At 31.5% G+C, this 18,115-nt stretch carries 18 protein-coding genes; 11 read left to right on the forward strand and 7 right to left on the reverse strand.

Annotated elements, in window-relative coordinates; translation table 11 throughout:
* Positions 1-73 precede the first annotated feature (73 nt).
* Both D1818_RS02615 and D1818_RS02620 read left to right on the forward strand, forming a co-directional pair.
* On the forward strand, positions 74-1,180 hold the full coding sequence (locus tag D1818_RS02615; protein ID WP_118456116.1) for a hypothetical protein: 1,107 nt from the start codon (positions 74-76) through the stop codon (positions 1,178-1,180).
* 95 nt (positions 1,181-1,275) lie between these two features.
* Positions 1,276-2,283, forward strand: a complete 1,008-nt coding sequence (locus D1818_RS02620; protein WP_162897249.1) for an Ig-like domain-containing protein — start codon at positions 1,276-1,278, stop codon at positions 2,281-2,283.
* A gap of 86 nt (positions 2,284-2,369) precedes the next feature.
* Here the strand turns inward: D1818_RS02620 and D1818_RS02625 are convergent, their stop codons facing one another.
* A complete protein-coding gene (locus D1818_RS02625; protein ID WP_118456120.1) occupies positions 2,370-2,714 on the reverse strand; it encodes a hypothetical protein in 345 nt (114 codons plus the stop codon).
* Between the two features lie 114 nt (positions 2,715-2,828).
* Here D1818_RS02625 and D1818_RS02630 point away from each other — a divergent pair, with 114 nt between their 5' ends.
* From D1818_RS02630 to D1818_RS02645, 4 genes are all read left to right on the forward strand, one after another.
* The gene (locus tag D1818_RS02630) at positions 2,829-3,035 is read left to right on the forward strand and encodes a hypothetical protein (RefSeq protein WP_118456122.1); all 207 of its coding nucleotides are present in this window, start codon (positions 2,829-2,831) and stop codon (positions 3,033-3,035) included.
* 191 nt (positions 3,036-3,226) lie between these two features.
* On the forward strand, positions 3,227-3,646 hold the full coding sequence (locus D1818_RS02635) for a DUF2147 domain-containing protein (protein WP_118456124.1): 420 nt from the start codon (positions 3,227-3,229) through the stop codon (positions 3,644-3,646).
* 264 nt (positions 3,647-3,910) lie between these two features.
* Positions 3,911-5,434: an aldehyde dehydrogenase family protein gene (locus tag D1818_RS02640; RefSeq protein WP_118456127.1), complete on the forward strand. Its 1,524-nt coding sequence runs from the start codon at positions 3,911-3,913 to the stop codon at positions 5,432-5,434.
* Between the two features lie 15 nt (positions 5,435-5,449).
* On the forward strand, positions 5,450-5,827 hold the full coding sequence (locus D1818_RS02645) for a DUF779 domain-containing protein (RefSeq protein WP_118456129.1): 378 nt from the start codon (positions 5,450-5,452) through the stop codon (positions 5,825-5,827).
* Positions 5,828-5,972: 145 nt separating this feature from the next.
* Here the strand turns inward: D1818_RS02645 and D1818_RS02650 are convergent, their stop codons facing one another.
* A complete protein-coding gene (locus D1818_RS02650) occupies positions 5,973-6,584 on the reverse strand; it encodes a matrixin family metalloprotease (protein ID WP_118456131.1) in 612 nt (203 codons plus the stop codon).
* A gap of 962 nt (positions 6,585-7,546) precedes the next feature.
* On the opposite strand from D1818_RS02650, the gene rlmF reads away from it, so the two are divergent.
* Complete coding sequence (rlmF, locus tag D1818_RS02655; protein ID WP_118456133.1) at positions 7,547-8,422, forward strand: 23S rRNA (adenine(1618)-N(6))-methyltransferase RlmF; 876 nt, start codon at positions 7,547-7,549, stop codon at positions 8,420-8,422.
* 17 nt (positions 8,423-8,439) lie between these two features.
* Here the strand turns inward: rlmF and D1818_RS02660 are convergent, their stop codons facing one another.
* Both D1818_RS02660 and D1818_RS02665 read right to left on the reverse strand, forming a co-directional pair.
* On the reverse strand, positions 8,440-9,990 hold the full coding sequence (locus D1818_RS02660) for a DEAD/DEAH box helicase (RefSeq protein ID WP_118456135.1): 1,551 nt from the start codon (positions 9,988-9,990) through the stop codon (positions 8,440-8,442).
* Positions 9,991-10,217: 227 nt separating this feature from the next.
* Complete coding sequence (locus tag D1818_RS02665) at positions 10,218-11,111, reverse strand: FKBP-type peptidyl-prolyl cis-trans isomerase (RefSeq protein WP_118456138.1); 894 nt, start codon at positions 11,109-11,111, stop codon at positions 10,218-10,220.
* A gap of 133 nt (positions 11,112-11,244) precedes the next feature.
* On the opposite strand from D1818_RS02665, the gene D1818_RS02670 reads away from it, so the two are divergent.
* Entirely contained in the window at positions 11,245-12,135 is an 891-nt protein-coding gene (locus D1818_RS02670) for a winged helix-turn-helix domain-containing protein (protein ID WP_147406236.1), read from the forward strand.
* A 180-nt stretch (positions 12,136-12,315) separates the two neighbouring features.
* Here D1818_RS02670 and D1818_RS02675 read toward each other — a convergent pair whose 3' ends face one another.
* The 3 genes from D1818_RS02675 to D1818_RS02685 all read right to left on the reverse strand — a co-directional run bounded on the left by D1818_RS02675 (position 12,316) and on the right by D1818_RS02685 (position 15,694).
* On the reverse strand, positions 12,316-14,475 hold the full coding sequence (locus D1818_RS02675) for a TonB-dependent receptor (RefSeq protein WP_118456142.1): 2,160 nt from the start codon (positions 14,473-14,475) through the stop codon (positions 12,316-12,318).
* A gap of 69 nt (positions 14,476-14,544) precedes the next feature.
* Positions 14,545-14,862, reverse strand: a complete 318-nt coding sequence (locus D1818_RS02680; protein WP_118456144.1) for a DUF6660 family protein — start codon at positions 14,860-14,862, stop codon at positions 14,545-14,547.
* Positions 14,863-15,040: 178 nt separating this feature from the next.
* The gene (locus tag D1818_RS02685; RefSeq protein ID WP_118456146.1) at positions 15,041-15,694 is read right to left on the reverse strand and encodes a class I SAM-dependent methyltransferase; all 654 of its coding nucleotides are present in this window, start codon (positions 15,692-15,694) and stop codon (positions 15,041-15,043) included.
* 229 nt (positions 15,695-15,923) lie between these two features.
* Between D1818_RS02685 and D1818_RS02690 the strand changes: the two genes are divergently transcribed.
* The 3 genes from D1818_RS02690 to D1818_RS02700 all read left to right on the forward strand — a co-directional run bounded on the left by D1818_RS02690 (position 15,924) and on the right by D1818_RS02700 (position 18,114).
* A complete protein-coding gene (locus D1818_RS02690; protein WP_118456148.1) occupies positions 15,924-17,243 on the forward strand; it encodes a hypothetical protein in 1,320 nt (439 codons plus the stop codon).
* 132 nt (positions 17,244-17,375) lie between these two features.
* Positions 17,376-17,804, forward strand: coding sequence for an SRPBCC domain-containing protein (locus tag D1818_RS02695; RefSeq protein ID WP_118456150.1), 429 nt, complete (start codon positions 17,376-17,378; stop codon positions 17,802-17,804).
* On the forward strand, positions 17,794-18,114 hold the full coding sequence (locus D1818_RS02700; RefSeq protein WP_118456152.1) for a helix-turn-helix transcriptional regulator: 321 nt from the start codon (positions 17,794-17,796) through the stop codon (positions 18,112-18,114). The genes D1818_RS02695 and D1818_RS02700 overlap by 11 nt, the downstream gene beginning before the upstream one ends.
* Position 18,115 lies beyond the last annotated feature (1 nt).

Below are 18,115 nucleotides of genomic sequence, written 5' to 3' on the forward strand. Positions count from 1 at the left end.
CAATTATTTAACTGTAAGAATTCTGCATTTTTATTACTTTTAAAATCATTGATCTATCCATAACTCACACATCATGAAAACACTCATTACTTTCATTATTTCGTTGACCCTATCCTTTTTTGTAAATAATGTTCAAGCAAATTCTTCGTTAAAAACAGATTTTAAAACCGGTAATCCTAGTATTACTTCCATTCATAAAATGACGTTTGGCCCTGAAGGCATTCTATTCATTGGCGATAGCAATGCCGCTCAGATTGTAGCAATCGACCTTAGTGAGCATCCTAAATTAGATAACTCTAAAGTGAAATTAGACCAGTTGGATAAACTAATAGCAGATATGATGGGTACAACCATCGATCAGATACAAATTACGGATATGGTAGTAAATCCGGAGAATGACAATATCTATCTCTCTATCAATCACAGTTCAGGAGTTCCCATATTATTAAGAGTAGAAGATAATATACTAAAGCAAGTTCCGCTTGATAATGTTTCTTATAGTAAAAAAACATTGCTCAACCCAGTAACAGAAGAAGCAAAAGATCGTAGAGGCCGAAAATTACGTAAATGGGCCGTGGCAGATATTAAATATATGGAAGGAAAAGTATTCTTATCTGGTTTGAGCAACCAAGAATTTGCTTCTACATTTAGATCAATTGATTTTCCTTTTAATGAAAAACAAGAGTATAGCTCTTTAGAAATTTATCACGCAGCACACGGAAAATATGAAACTCACGCTCCAATAAAAGCGTTTATTCCCACCAATATTAATGGAAATCCACACGTAGTTGCTGGCTATACGTGTACACCTTTGGTTGTTTTTCCAATGAATGAGATTAAACCTGGCGAACATAATAAAGGTAGAACAGTTGCTGAACTAGGAAGCGGAAACTCTCCAGTAGATATGATTGAGATTGAAAATGAAGGAAATCGTTATTTACTTATTGCTAATAGTAATAGGCCATTAATGAAAATGGATTTTAAAGATCTGGAAGCATATGAAGGCTCACTTACTACACCTGTTATTAAAAAAGGTGCTGCGGTGGGTGTAGATTATGTAAATCTACCATTTGTTAATGTACAGCAATTAGATAAACTAGGTGATAGCTTCCTTATGGTACAAAGAGAATCCAATGGAAATCTAGCCTTAAAAACAGGAAATAGTTGGTGGGTTAAATAATAAAATTCATAACGTACATCTCATTTTTTTATTGATATTTTATCGTGAAGAATCTGTTCAAGATTTTATTAGTTTTTATTAGTTTAATGGAAGTAATGCAAGCTCAGTCATCTCTTGAATTTGTATTTACTAAAAACCAGATTCTAATTAAAAACAACAAATTACAAGAAGGAAGAATTCTTGTATTTAAAGGTGAGATTTCTGAAGATAAATTAGGTTATTCTACTCCAATTCTAGGAAAAACCCTTAAAACAAATGAAGGAATTCTATTTACACCAGTAGTCCCATTTGGATGGGATCAAAAATATACTTTAGTATATAATCATATTATAGAATATTTCAAACTAACGATTCCTGAAAATTATGAATCTCTCTCAGTAACAGAAATATATCCCTCCGCTCCCATCCTACCCTCTAATCTTTTAAAGTTATATATCAGATTTTCAAAACCAATTAACACTGCTTTTGTGTATGATCACATTAGATTCATCAACCTTGCCGGAGATACATTATCAAGAACTATACTTCCATTAGAAAATCCACTTATTTCTGATGATAGAAGACTCTTAACCATATGGATAGAGCCAGGAAGACAGAAACGAGGTCTAGGGCCAAATAAAGAATTAGGAGCTGTTTTTAACAAAGAAACTTATCGCTTAATAGTTACAAAAGACATAAAAGATATAAACGGAGTTTCTATGCAAGAAGATTTTATACATTCTTTTTGTATAGGAAATACTGATCGCATAAAACCAACTATAAATGATTGGAAAATAGGTATTCCTAAAATTAATTCTATATCAAAGTTATTAATTCAATGTAGTGAATCTTTGGATTATGGTAGTGTTCAAGGTAATATTCATATAGTTGATAAGAGTATGCAAGAAATAAAGGGTACATGGCAATTATTAGAACAAGAAACTATACTATCATTCCAACCAAGAGAAGCTTGGAAAAAAGGTGATTATCAAATTTTATGTAATCCAGAGATTGAAGATTTAGCGGGTAACAACCTAAGTCGTTTATTTGATACAGAAATCAAAAAAACTTCTAACCAAGAAACTACTAATCAACAGTATTCATTAGAATTTTCCATAAATTAAAAAAAGGCAGTTTGATTAACTGCCTTTTTTCCATAATTAAGTAGGTATCCTATCTCAGTAGTAGTTTTGAGACTCATTTAAGATTTTTAGTTTCCTGCCAACAATACAAAAGAGTTGCCTGCAACTGGAGATACATTATAGCTTTTAACATTTTTTAATGTTTTCATATATTTTTCTGCCTCAATAAAAGCACTTTCCATTGGACTTACGGTTGAATTTTGGTTTAACGTAATTGTCTTAGAAATCACTTCTCCACTGGTATATTCAATTGTCATTTTCCATTTTTTTACAGAATGAAAATTCTTAGAGATTAATGAGTTTTCTTCTTTAACACTCTTCTGCTCTTTTTTAGTTTTTTCTTTTTCGTTCGTCGGATTTGTTGTCGCATAGCTAAACGACACACAGAATAATGCAATAATAAGGAGTTTCATAAGTGATGATTTTTGGATTAGTTCCGACGAATATACATATATAATTTGATTATACAAATATTTTTTTAATAAAATTTTATTTGAATATTAAAAAAATACATGTATGTTTGAATTATGATAAATAAAAATTTAAAACGGCTCCTAAAAAAAAGCAAAGGAGCTAAAACGGTATACGGTATTTCTAAAACTTTAGGAGTAAGTCCGCAAGCAGGAGATTATGTAGTAAAGAGAAAAAATCTTGCTAAAGATTTTGAAAGACTACAAAGAATTGCTGATTATATGGAAGTTGATATTAAAGATATCATCGATAACAACAAATAGTCCACTGACTCACTGAGTTGCTGCTATGATTGGTTTTACAGTTACTGTATAAAACAGTAAGCTGTTTCTTTTCTTGATATTCTATAAGATGATGAGTCAATATCTGGCATAATTGATTTAGATAAAACTAAAATCAAACTTTTATACTTATATTTCAGAAGAAAACTAATCTAAATAACACATTCTTTCCGATGAGATTAACCCTACTTCTCTTATTAACCTGTATTTGTATATCATCTATAAAACCCGAAACTTATATCGGGAAATGGCGCATAGAGGGTGGTTCTATAATAGAGATCTATAAAGATGGAGATCGTTTTTTTGGAAAAATCAATAAACGAGCAAAAAAACCTATCTCAAATCTTAATGGTTTAGATAATAAAAATCCCAATCTTGAACTTAGACAACGTCAGTTATTAGGAATAGATATTCTTAACGACCTAAGTTTTGAAGACGGAGAATTATCTGGAGGGACTATCTATAATGCAGATAGCGGAAAAACGTATACTGTAAAAGTATGGATTGATTCGGATAATACAGATTTATGTTACATAAGAGCTTATAAAGGCATACTATTTAAGACCTTTGAAGCGAAAAGAGTGAAAAACTGATTACACTTTTTTAATACACGAGTTTATACACTATAATTCATGAAGTTTTACAACAGAAATGTATGCTATTCGTGATACTCGTGTAACAGGTTTTTCAAAAAAGGCAATAGTAATATTAACAATTTTCATTGTTTAGAATCCTTTAAAATATAGTATATTTAAGGGTACGTCCTTTATTGTCAGCATATTATATCTTTTTGCTTGGCAAAACACTAGAATTCCTATTCTAACAACTCTTTTAAACTTTTTAATTCTTTTATTACTATGAGTATTGCAAGACCAACCCCAAAAGGTAAGGTAAGAAGACCTGACTTCAAAGACCAATATAACAACTACATCGGTGGAAAATGGACCGCTCCTGTTAAAGGTCAATATTTTGACAACATTTCTCCGGTTGATGGAACCAGCTTCACCAAAATTGCTAGGTCAACTTCAGAAGATATTGAATTGGCAATTGATGCAGCATGGAAAGCCGCTCCTGAATGGAACAACTCCTCTGCAACATTTCGAAGCAATTGTTTACTTAAAATTGCTGATGTAATCGAAAATAACCTAGATATACTAGCAAGAGCTGAAACCTGGGACAACGGAAAAGCTCTGCGAGAAACCTTAGCAGCTGATATTCCGTTAGCTGTTGATCATTTTAGATATTTTGCTGGTGTAATTCGTGCAGAAGAAGGATCAGCAAGCGAATTAGATTCCAACACAGTTTCAATAAACATTTTAGAACCTTTAGGTGTTGTTGGTCAAATTATTCCATGGAACTTCCCCATCTTAATGGCAACTTGGAAGATTGCTCCTGCCCTCGCTGCTGGAAATTGTATTGTGCTAAAACCTGCAGAACAAACTCCAGTCGGAATTATGATCCTGATGGAATTAATTGAAGGAATACTTCCTGAAGGTGTTCTTAATGTAGTGAATGGATTCGGAATTGAAGCCGGAAAACCATTGGCTTCTAGCACTAGGATTAAAAAAGTAGCTTTTACAGGTGAGACCACAACTGGTCAACTCATCATGCAGTATGCTTCTAAAAATATTACCCCTGTTACATTAGAACTTGGAGGAAAATCTCCCAATATCTTTTTTGAGAGTATCATGGAAGCGGATGATAATTTTTTTGACAAATGTATAGAAGGCGCTGTATTATTTGCTCTTAATCAAGGTGAAGTATGTACTTGTCCATCAAGAATATTAATACAAGAGAGTATTTACGAACGATTCATAGCGCGAATTATCGAGCGTACTGAAGCGATCCAACTAGGACACCCATTAGATCCTGAAACCATGATGGGAGCACAAGCATCAAACGATCAATATGAAAAAATACTTCACTATATAAATATTGGTAAAGATGAAGGATGCGAAGTATTGTCTGGTGGTAAAGCTGCTTATGTAGAAGGCCTAGAAAATGGATATTACATTGAGCCTACCTTATTGTTAGGAAATAACAAAATGCGTGTATTCCAGGAAGAAATATTTGGACCAGTTGCTTGTGTCACAACTTTTAAAGATGAAGCTGAAGCTATAGAAATAGCAAATGACACTTTGTATGGTTTAGGAGCAGGTGTTTGGACTCGCGATATGCATCAAGCTTATCAGATATCCAGAGCTGTGCAAGCTGGGCGTGTTTGGGTAAATTGTTACCATACATATCCAGCTCATGCCCCTTTCGGAGGCTACAAGAAATCTGGTATAGGTAGAGAAAATCATAAAATGATGCTTAACCATTACCGTCAGACTAAAAATATGCTTATTTCTTATGATAAAAAGCCTCTTGGATTTTTCTAAAAATAAAGCTAAAATATGATATCACGAGTTAAGATTACAGAAGCCGCCAAAGGAATTATAAACACCCTTAGAGCAACACATGGAGAATTGATGTTCCACCAAAGCGGAGGATGCTGTGATGGATCGTCTCCTATGTGCTTTGAAAAAGGCGAATTGATGATTAATGAAACAGATGTTTGGCTAGGAACAATCCATAACTGTGACTTTTATATGTCGGCGGATCAATTTGAATACTGGAAACATACGCAATTAACTATAGATGTAGTTAAAGGTCGTGGTTCTAGTTTTTCTTTAGAAATCCCCTTAGGAGTTAGATTCATCATTAAATCAAGAATATATAGTGATGAGGAAATCAATGAGTTGAGTCCTACTCGTGTAGGCGAAATAATATAATGATCATCCAAAAATTTTTGATAATAAAAAAAAACAAGCTGCAAAAAGATTGCAGCTTGTTTCTACACAAGAACTTTAACAAAGTACAATTAAGACTTTCTTTTATTCAATTAAATATCAACTCGACTGGGGTAACTTTGGTTTTTTAGTTAGATTTCATCTCATCTATACGGCTCTTCATTACATCAATTTGTCTTAATGTAAAATCTTTTCTTAGATAAGGTCTAATCTGACTCATAATATTTCCTTCTTCCGAATAATGAAACAACCCTAACGCATGTCCGATTTCATGAGGAGCAGTGGTTTCGTATAAAAATTCATCCGTAATAAGAGCACGTTGATCTTTACCAATACCTGCTATAGCAACGGTATGCGCTCTTTTAATTATATATATACTAAGTCTATCCTCTTTATAAGAATCCTGAGTTTCGCGTAAGAAAGTACTAGACTCCGTACCTCTGTTATCTCTTAAATCATACAACTCATCATTTATAAGTGTTTTTACATCTCCCATTTCCAACCCAATACCATGTCTGTGAAAAAAACTTCCATTCAGATTATCAATAAAATGAGTTTCATCTAAATTATATGATTTCTGATTGGATCTTGTAGATGGCTGTACATATATAATATCTACTTTGATAACTCTCTCTAAAGTATCAGAAAATACTTGCTCAATTTGAAAGGGAACATAATCATCTTCAGTTGTACAAGAAAAGAAAATCGATAGAACAAATAATATTTTTAGTAATTTCATGGTCGGTTGAATTTTTAATCATTAATACTTTCACTACTTACTTTTAGTACATTCACATTTTGTGAGCATTTGACTGATTATCAGTACTAACAAAATGAATAATGTTCTTTTTACGAGCTAATTTAAATTGTAAGCAAATTCTTCCTAGATGTATTCTGTTTAAATTGTCTTTCAGTTAGAGTTTTTTATTAACTATATAATTAACTCAATTCGTTTTGACAATTACCTAGAATAATATTGTGTGAACAATAATTGTGTCGATCGATCAATCCAAAGATAGAAATTATATGAATAAATTTAGGGGGTATATTCCCCCATGTTTGGTTTTACAATAAAACCATAAAACACTTTTTATCAGATATTTAACAAAATTAAAATGTTAAAGAAAAAGACGGAATATTGCGTATTTTGAACCAGAAGTAATTGTGTTTACAAGGAATAAAAGAATTTAACAAAATAAAAGAGTATTTACTCATATATGGTTTAACCGTAATTTTATTATTGCTTAATCACCAATAAGAAATACTACAAAAATGTAGTTTTTTAACACTATTTTAACATAAAAAATCCCCAAAAAAGTCAGAAAAGGTATTTTTAAAATGTTCTTTTATCGTTATTAATTAGTTTTTCATCGAATAAAAACACTTAATTCATCGAATAAAAATCATTTTATTGTTTTTATTCACGAGATTTTGTTCATATTACCCATTAATTATTCCAAATTAAATAACTCTCTCAATAAAATTTATGGAACAATTCAGAATAACTTTCTCGTTTATTCAACTAGAAATTATTTTATGAACGCTTAAATATGGGAGAACTAAAAGAAATAATAATCACTGATAAAATTCTTTTGTGTATAATCTTAATGTTCGTTTTTTACTGTAATATCTCTTTTATTACACTCCTGCATAAGAGACTATAATTAGTATATTTACCTACTATTAATTTCAAGCATTACTTTGCACAAAGAAAACATTCATAATACTCCGTATAATTTTGATGATTTAACAACAGTTAATAAAGAATTATCGTCATATGTTGTAACAAACTCTTATGGAAATAAAAGTATTGACTTTTCCGACAATCAAGCTGTATTAGAACTTAATAAAGCTATCCTAAAGCATCATTATCGATTAGATGACTGGGATATTCCAAAAGGCTATTTATGTCCTCCTATCCCAGGAAGAGCTGATTATATCCATCATATTTCGGATCTATTAGAAGAAGATGGTATTAGCAGTCAAATAAAAGGGTTAGACATTGGTGTTGGTGCTAACTGTATTTATCCAATTTTGGGATCTCAAATATATAATTGGAAAATGGTCGGTGTAGATATCGATATCGTTTCGGTTACTGCTGCTCAGGCTAATATAGATCTGACGTTTAGTTTAAAAAACAACATTGAGATAAGACATCAAGAGAATAATGCGAACATTTTTGAAGGTGTTATTAAGCCTAATGAATATTATCATTTTTCTATGTGTAATCCTCCTTTTCATTCTTCAGAAAAAGAAGCCACTAAAGGTACAATACGTAAATTAAAAAATCTGTCTACAATTGACACAAAAGCCACACCTTTAGTATTAAATTTTGGTGGACAGGCTAATGAATTATGGTGTAACGGTGGTGAAGCTCTGTTTATCAAAAGAATGATCAAGCAAAGTATAAATTACAAAACTCAGGTAGGCTGGTTTACATCTTTAGTTTCTAAAAAAGATAATTTACCAAAAATTTTTAAACAACTTCATAAACTAAAAGCCGTTCATAGAGTTGTAGAGATGTCTCAAGGAAACAAACAAAGTCGATTTATAGTCTGGAAATTCCCAAAAGAATAAAAATAGATGATCATTGTTTATTCAGGTGGCCTACCATGAATTTCTTCGAATTTAGCATCAAAATTTTCTCTTAAATAAGTATTCAGTTTTTTTCTGTAATCATCCTTTAACCATGATAAAAAATTATAGGTACTTCTACTTATACATTTAGCATAACTCTGTATCCTATGATCAATATCATCTCCTAGCATCTTAGCTAAAGCTATAGCATCATAAACATCTTCACTGTTTTCTATACAAATCTTTGCGTGCTGCGCTATTGATCGTTCTAAAACAACTTTAGAAGACTCCCCTTTTCTAACAGAATCTTTATAGGTCTCTTTGATATCAAAGTACACTTCCTCAGAATTAGCAAATTCTGCTCTTAATTCTTCTGGCATTTCATGCCTGAATTTATTTTCAATATCCTCATCATTCAGGAGCTTGTCCATATAATAATCCGGAGAATTGAATATTTTCTGCCAATCTAAATCTGCTCCCCAAGGCCCAAAGCGATGATAGTTATTTCCTAGGTCAATAACGTTAAATGTAGATTTGTTCTTCAGTATTCGGGACCCACGACCGATCATCTGATAATACAAAGTCAATGATTTTGTTGCACGATTCAGAATAATAGTATCCACTGTCGGCTCATCAAATCCTGTGGTCAAAATACTTACAGAAGTCAAAATAGCATCAGGGGTTTCTTTAAACCATTGAAGAATCTGTTTCCTCTGTTTTTTGGTTGCCGTATTGTCTAGATGCGCAATTGGATATCCTGCAGATCTAAAAGTATCATATACGTGTAATGAAGTATTAATACCGTTATTAAATATTAATGTCTTCTTACCTTTAGAATGTTTTTCATAAGCTTGCAATAGCTGACTAAGCATATTGCTATTGGTATATAAATCTTCTGAAGATTTTACTGTATAATCTCCATTTGAACCAACTTCTAGAGATGTTAATCCCATATTATATGCAAATACTTCTGCACGAGCTAAAAACTCATTTTCAATTAAAGACTCTATCGTTTCACCAACAATTAATTCATCATAATTGTCTTTCATTGGTAATTTTATATTAGAGCTTAATGGTGTAGCCGTAACTCCTAAAATAAAAGACTTTTCGAAAAATTTAAATAGTTTAGTAAAAGAGTTATAATGAGCCTCATCAATAATCACTAAGCCGATATCAGAAATATCTAATTTATCTTCATTCAGTCGATTATTTAGAGTTTCTACCATCGCTACAAAACAGCTATATTTATCCTGATCATCTAAATTAGCTTTGCTATCTACTACTTTATTATCAACTCCAAATCCAGTAAGCATAGTAGATGTCTGTTTACACAACTCTATACGATGCGTCATCACTAACACTTTTCTGTTGTGATGCTTAAGATACTGTCTTACAATCTCTGAGAAAATAACTGTTTTCCCTCCACCGGTTGGCAATTGATATAACAAATGATAATCTTCACGAGCATCTTCAAAACTTTTGAAAATTTTGTTAATCGCTCCTTTTTGATAGCTATATAAATCCTTACCCGTTTTTTTTTCTTGTAATCCTGTAGTGGTATCCGACATATTTTCTGATTTCTAGGGCTGCAAAACTACTTCCTTTTATGCATTTTTGCAGAATTTTTATCATAAAATATGAGATTATTTTTTTATTATCTGTTGTTAAATCAATAAAAATGCTTCTCTACAGCTACTTATTCCGCTATAATAGTTACTTCAAAATGTATCTTATCCGATATCAAATTATCTGCTAAACCATCAAAAACACTACCAGAACCGTAAAACATATTCCATCATGTTCTGTCTATTATGAACTTTGATTCAAAAATCATTTTTTTCTCAACATAAGATATATGAGCATCAAATTCTATAGGCTGTTGCACATCTTTAATCTTTAGGTCAGCTACTAAAGATAGATTAGAATCATCAGTATATTTTATACTTGTTATTATAAGTGATGATGTTGGGTATATATTCGTTTCAAAAAAATCTTCATTTTTTAAATGATCAATTAAAGACTGACTGTATTCACCATCTGTATTTATAATAGTATTCATGTCTATTATGAATTCACCTCCAATAAGTTTATCTTCCTTTTTATAAAATGCTCCACTATTAAAAGCAATAGTTCCATAATGTCCAGCTGTATGAAGTTTATTGAACCCTTCCCATTTAAGAATGCTTTTTTCGGTATCAATTTTTAAAGCATTACCTCTTTTTACTTCAGAAATTGTTTTCTTTTTTACGATATCTATTAGCTCTATATCGTATAGTAGTGTAGAATCTGGATGTGGGAATGTCATATCTCCCATTCTTTTACTTAGTGAAGGCGGAACTATCAGTTTTCTAATCTCTCCTTTTTGCATTCCTAGCAATCCCTCATCAACACCATCTATAACTTGATTACCCCCGACGAGTATTTTGAGTGGTTCAGCTCTATCTCTAGAAGTATATACTATAAAGTCATTAGTGTATTTTGTGGTCTCATGAATAAGAACCTCTTGACCTTTAACAACTGCTTGGCCTGAACCAGATTTTACTATTTTATATTGAAGCCCTGACGCTGTACTAGTAAAGTCAGTTTTATTTGAACACCCTGAAAATGCCATAAGCGAAAACAAGCTTACATATATTTTAACAATATTGATATTCAATTTATTAAGTTGAATTCTTACATTAGTTTTCATCGATTATAATACTTTAAATTTTTAGTTGAGACGAAAGTAATCCAAGGCTTATTCTACAATGCTAAATCAATTGTAAAAAAGTGTATAGCAATTGTAAATTTTTCGTTATTTGTAAATAAGAAACATTTTTTACGTGAAGAATAAATTCAAAATACTAGTAACAGTTGTCATCTTATTGATGAGTATAATGACGATTCACAGCTTTTCTCCAAAAGAAGATTTGTTCTATGCGGAAAAGATTAAAGTAGCCCTAAGAGCTGTTGGAAATAAGTTGTTATTAAAGAATAATGATTCCACATCTTTGGTACTACCGATAAAAGAGATTTCTGATTATAAATTTGAGTTATCTTTTCAGCAAGAATTAGCAATTGATCCAGAAGATTTGGTAGCAATTATTGATGTTGAATTAAAAAAAGCAAGCCTCCCAGACAATTATATTACAGAAGTGATTCATTGCAATACAAAAGAAGTATCCTATAGTTATGAAATATTAGGACCCATAAAAGAAAATGAAATTTCATGCTTAGGTAGAAAACTTCCCACAAATTGTTATACCATTCAGATTATTATGCTAAAAGAAGAAACTCATTCTTTATATAACACAATGGGTAATATGTACACCTTTTCTTTATTAGTATTGCTTATTATTTTGATTATTAGTTCTACGCTACTCCAAAAGAAACGTAGAGAAAAAAAATCAATAGTTTCATCAAACCAAATTGTTCTTGGTACACTTATATTTTCTCCAGATCAACAAAGATTAAACAAAGATCAAACTGAAATTTCATTGACGGCTAAAGAAAGTGAACTACTCGCTATTTTTGCACAGCGTCCTAATCAGATTGTTAAAAGAGAACAGCTTATCAAGCAGGTATGGGAGGACAATGGCGTTGTTGTGGGAAGAAGTTTAGATATGTTTATTTCTAAATTACGAAAAAAACTCGGTAAAGATTCAGAAGTAAAAATTGTAAATGTCCATGGTGTTGGCTATAGACTTGAAATAATCAATAACGGTAATTCATAATTATTTACATTTCCATATAATTTCGCTATAACAAAAATTTAGATTAGTTACAAGAACTGTAAACTTGTCGAAGATATTTTGAAAATCTGTAAGTTAAAACTTCGACAAGCTCAGTTTGACAATGACACTCTACTTTTGGAATAGCCTAATCCCTGATTATGTCGGTTAATGGTGTTCTTTTTATCCAAAAGGTTTAATAATAATACCTGCACTAAAGATAAAACCATCTGTTGGAGCATAAATCTCTGTAAATGTAGGATCATTGGTTGGAGGTAATACCAATGGTGAAAATCTACTTTGTCTACGATCCGTGAAATTTTCAAAATTAACAAAGATAGTACCCCAACTAAAATTACGCATACCTAATAACCCCATACTAATAAAATCTGTAGTTTCTGTTCCATTAGTAAGTAACTGCTTTCCTGTATAGTAAGTTTCATACCCTATTCTCCATTTTTTATTCTCATACATCACCACACTACCGGCGTTATGTCTAGCCGTTAAAGGCTTTTGTGGATTACCATTTAGATAGTTTAAACGTGTATCTATAAATGCATAATTAAGAAACCACCTAAAATCTTTATAAGCAAACTTGATGTTAGTCTCGGCACCTTTACTTACGATATCATCTTGAGCATTTTCAAACTCAAAAAAACCAGTAGTAGTATCGATCAATAATAAGCCATCATAAATTACTGTAGTATAAAACAACTGATTAATAGAGAATTCAATTTCATCAGTCAGATACGTTTCATAATTAAAATCTAAATTTACTCCATAAGAACGTTCTACATCTAAAACATCCTTATCGATAGCCAATACATTATTAAAATTAATAAATTCAGCTTCTTCGGTGAAAATATCTGGAATTTTATACCCTAATCCACCTCCTATCCTACTTGAAAAGGAATTGTTTGTTTTGAAGAGAAGCGATATTTTCGGTAAAGGAAAAAATCCCCAATCTTTTGCATAATCTGCTCTAAAACCTGTTTCTATTATCCAATTTTCAGTAATATCGAAGATGTTATTAATAAACAATCCAGCCGTTATATCACTTTGATCACGATCTAAAGTAGAGGATTCTTCATCAAAATCTACTGTGTATAAGTTTGCGCCTAAAATCCAATCGGATCTCACTCCCTTCTTATCATAGGATATTTCTGTAAATGAATTGAACTGATTTCCTTTAAAATTAAGGCTTGGAACAGTAAGGTTTCGATTAAAATAAGCAAAACTATTCTTTATATTTAGCGACTTTAAAGAGTCTATTTTAATAGTGTAAATGGCTTGTGTGCTTATTCTTTTTGATATATTCTCTTCTGTATAGAGATTATTATCATTATTTTCAATTCCATTCGTATCACCTCCTATCCTATCATCATAGGTTCCATTAACACCAAACCAAACCGTGGTTTCTTCTGATGGGTAATAAAATATTTTGGGATTTATCGATACAGATTTTGTTCTTGGTAAATTACTAAACCCATCATCTTCTGGATCGTATTCCTTTTGATAATAACCTGATCCATATAATGAAACACCAAACTTATTGTTTCGCTTACTATAAAAAACATTAGCTGTAGTACCCAATGCGTGTGTTTGTGTAAGCATAATATCTAAGTCAGGCTCTTCTTCTGGAGTTTTCGAGATTATATTCACCAGTCCCGCAATAGCACCTCCTCCATAAAGTGTAGAGGAGCTTCCTTTTATAATTTCGAATTGTTTTATATCCAAAGGTGGTATCTGCATAATACTCAAACCGCTAGAAAATCCTCCATACAGAGGAAATCCATCTCTTAACAGTTGCGTATATCGTCCATCTAATCCCTGAATTCTAATATTTGAATTTCCACTACTTAAGGATGTTTGCTGCATCTGTATTCCCGTACTTTCTCTTAGTACCATAGAAATATTAGTAGCATTCATAGCATTTTTCTCTCCTAACTCTTCTCCTCCAATAAACTCAATTCTAGTTGGTATTCTTTTAAAAGTTCTGGTACTTCGATTGGACTGTAGAACTATTTCTTCTAAAGACTCTCCTTCTTTTAATTTTATAACCAATACTTCTGTATAAGGAATCTTTATTGATTTTTGAACTGATTCAAAACCTAAAAACGAAATAATAAAATCATAAGTTCCTGACGGAATTTCATTAATAGTTGCCATACCATCAAGATCTGTCACGGATCCTTTTTCTATTTGCGCTGAATAGATAGTAGCTCCAATAAGGGGTTCGCTATTTGATTCTGATAGTACCTTCATTTTTAATGTACTTGTTTGTGCACTAGCATATGCACATAGTACTATAGAGAGCATTATGCTCCATAATATATTTTTCATTCTAAATTTTAGTTTTTTTAATTCTCCAAATTTGATCTATGGCTAATTACGCATAAGCCAACCAAGTTCCTAGCTAATTAATTGAGGTGGTTGCCATATATTAGGAAAGAAATAAAAAGTATAGTCTGATTGATAGATACAATCATCTTTAGAAATGATATCAGTTCTTACTTCTACATTAAACTGCTTTAGCAACTCATATGTAATTGTTACACCACAGCAAGCACATATACATATTGAAGTACAAGAGTCATCTGTATCATGAGAATGATCCTGCTCATCATTACACGATAGCTCTTCTTTATGTTCTGAATTAAATGCGTCGGAACAAGGTACAAGTTCCAGGCCTAGTACAAAAACAGATAATATGATTGTAAAAAACTTCATTTCGCTTACAAAGATAGAGGAAATCTAATGCAACAGAGTTGTAAATTTCCATAAAATTACTATGTTAACAAACTCTTTTTTCTAATAAATTTGGTGAACATTCCGAGAAGTTAAATAAATGATTTTTCTAATTTTCATTGTAAATCCAATGTATTCAAAAAATAAAGAATTCTAATATTTATTCCTTCTTTGTCCCTACTAAGATCCATATTCGTTTATCTTCTTCTTTTTTCCATCTCCCAAAGTCTTCAATTTCTGTTTTTATTATAAACCCAGCTGTTTCTAATTCTTCTTTCACATAATGCATAGCTAATGTATGAGCCTCCATTTGCTCATCTCTTGATTTATTGAGCATATGTTCCTTAAATTTCTCTATGAGTACAATGTTGCCTTTTGGTTTCAAAGCCTTTTTGACGTGTGCTAATATTTTTTCATAATCATCCATTTCATGATAAGTATCCAAAATTACCACAACGTCTAAGGAACTATCAGGTAATTTTGGATTATCATAATCCCCTAAAATAGTTTTTACATTTTTAATGTTTCGTTTTTCCAGATGTTCATCTAGTTTCTCTAATCTATCTTTTCTGACATCGACTGCAAAAACTTTTCCTGATTTTCCAACTTCCTTGGCTATATGAATTGATAAATACCCTTCATGACAACCTATATCTGCAACATTACTGCCTTGTTTGATTTCTGCTATCTCAAATATCTCCGACACCTTCATCCAAGTATCTCTTTCTACCCAATCGTTCTCTTTGTATTGAGCATGTCCTGAATTAATTCCAATCAAAATTAATAATACCAGAAATTTATTGTGTAATCTCATATACCTTCGGTTTTGTATTGATACTGATTATATTTAAAATACGGGTTAATTAGACTTTTAATGTCTTATTTATGAAAAGTTTATATTTTATTTACATTTAAAAACTAATATTCATCTAAATTCTACGTAAGATTAGGATGCATTTTTATTCTAACATATTTAGGTGGTGATTCGATATATGAAAAATAAACTTTTCACAGCTTTTAAAATATATATACTCGCCTGGTTAATGAGCTTAATCCTTTTTATTATAGGTGCAGTATCAGCTGGTCTTACTTTTTTAGAATCTTTACAATATTTTGGAAAAACATTAACGAGACTGAAATTTGTTTTTGCTATTCATGTCTTATTTATAATACTGTATTTATTATTTCTAATTTTTAGATATTTTGTTCGAATACAAAAAAAGAAAGGTTTTAGCGTGATGATAAAGCGTTTTTCTTTAAGGTTGTTTACTCCTGCCTTAGTTCTATTTGGAATGTTTAAATTCATTATCATCAAAAATAGTTCAGAAGACTTCCAGTATGATTGGATTCCATCTGTAGAAAACAATAGTGGCATCTCTAAGAATTTATATGGAATTGATGGAAAACATCGTGGAATGACTGTATTTGGATGGAATTATAATGATAATAATAAAGCTGCTATTGATGATCTAGTTAGATCTAATACAGAATGGGTAGCGATAGTGCCATTTTTTGATCAGGAAGATGAGGAAACTTTAAAAATGAGAACACCAAAAAAGGTTGGTCAATGGTCTAGAAGAGACAGTGTATATATAAATAGAATTACAGAACTTAAGGGTAGAAATATTCATATAATGTTAAAACCGCATCTTTGGCTCAGTTCTGGATGGAGATCTAACCTAAAACAATCCACTTCTTCTGATTGGGATATCTGGTTTGATTCATACCGTAAAAATATGATCCATTATACAACCATGGCTGCCAAAACCAATGTAGAGCTACTTTGTATAGGCACTGAATTAAAAAGTTCTCTAATAGCTCAGCCGGAAAAATGGAAAACTCTAATCAAAGAAATTAAAATTATCTATAAAGGAAAACTCACGTATGCAGCAAATTGGGATGGAGAGTATGAATTAATCGATTTTTGGGACGAACTTGATTATATAGGAATCCAAGCTTACTTTCCATTAACCGAAACTTCGAATCCTGATATAAATACGGTAAAAAATGGTTGGAATGCACACGTGGAAATGTTAGAAGCATTATCAAAAAAACATGAAAAACCAATATTGTTTACTGAAATAGGATATAAAAGCGAAGCATCGGCCACTATCGAACCTTGGGAATGGGGTTCAGCGCTAAGTATTTTATCCAAACAAAAATCTGATAAGACCCAGCAAATAGCATATCAAGCACTTTATGAAACATTATGGGATAAAGATTGGTTTGCTGGAACATATATTTGGCAATGGAATATCCAATCAAATATGAAAAATGCACCCACGAATTTAGATTTTTCTCCAAGGTTTAAACCAGCCGAAAATACTATAGCTAAATGGTATTATACCAATAGCCTAGATTAGAACTAAAATAAGAATTCCACAGGATTGTTCTGTTCAAATACATCTAAACAAGCAACCAAAAAGTTGCGTATTAAAATAATTTGATTAAATTTGCAACCATACAGTTGCGTATTAATTTAAAACCACATACAAATGAAAGATCTTATCACTAAAGAACACGTATTTAAACATTCGATCGACAAAATCTGGAATGCTATTTCTAAAGCTGAAGAAATATCTACTTGGTTTATTCCAGCAGATTTTAAAGCCGAAGTTGGTTATAAATACACCTTTAACTCACCGGATACTGAGAATTGCTCAAAAATCACAGGAATCGTAAAGCAAGCAAATCCATATACACTTATTTATACTTGGATGATAGCCGATACAAATGTTGAAACTACAGTTACCTGGAAATTAGAAAAAATCGAAGGAGGAACTAAATTATATCTAGAACACTCTGGTATTTCTAACTACTCTGGAGACACTGCTGTAACAATGTTTAATAGTTTTGATGGTGGATGGGACAATTGTATTACCGAACTAGCAGGATATTTAACACAGGAGATTCATGCAGGATAAAATAACTAAAATACTCAAGGCAATCGCGGATCCAACTAGAAGGGAGATATTTCACGCATTGGTTCTGGCTGCCACTGCGCTACCTATTACTCATATCTCCAGTCAGTTTGACATAAGCCGCCAAGGAGTGACCAAACATCTAAAAACACTAGAAGATGCCGGTTTAGTACAAACAAACATTAAGGGTCGAGAGCGATTTTGTATTGCAGATACAAAACCACTCAAAGAAATAAATAAATGGTTGAAGTTCTATGAACAATTCTGGGATGATACGCTGAACAATTTAGGATCTTACCTTGATCAAAAATAGT

The organism is Aquimarina sp. BL5 (assembly GCF_003443675.1).
Taxonomy (GTDB): Bacteria; Bacteroidota; Bacteroidia; order Flavobacteriales; family Flavobacteriaceae; genus Aquimarina.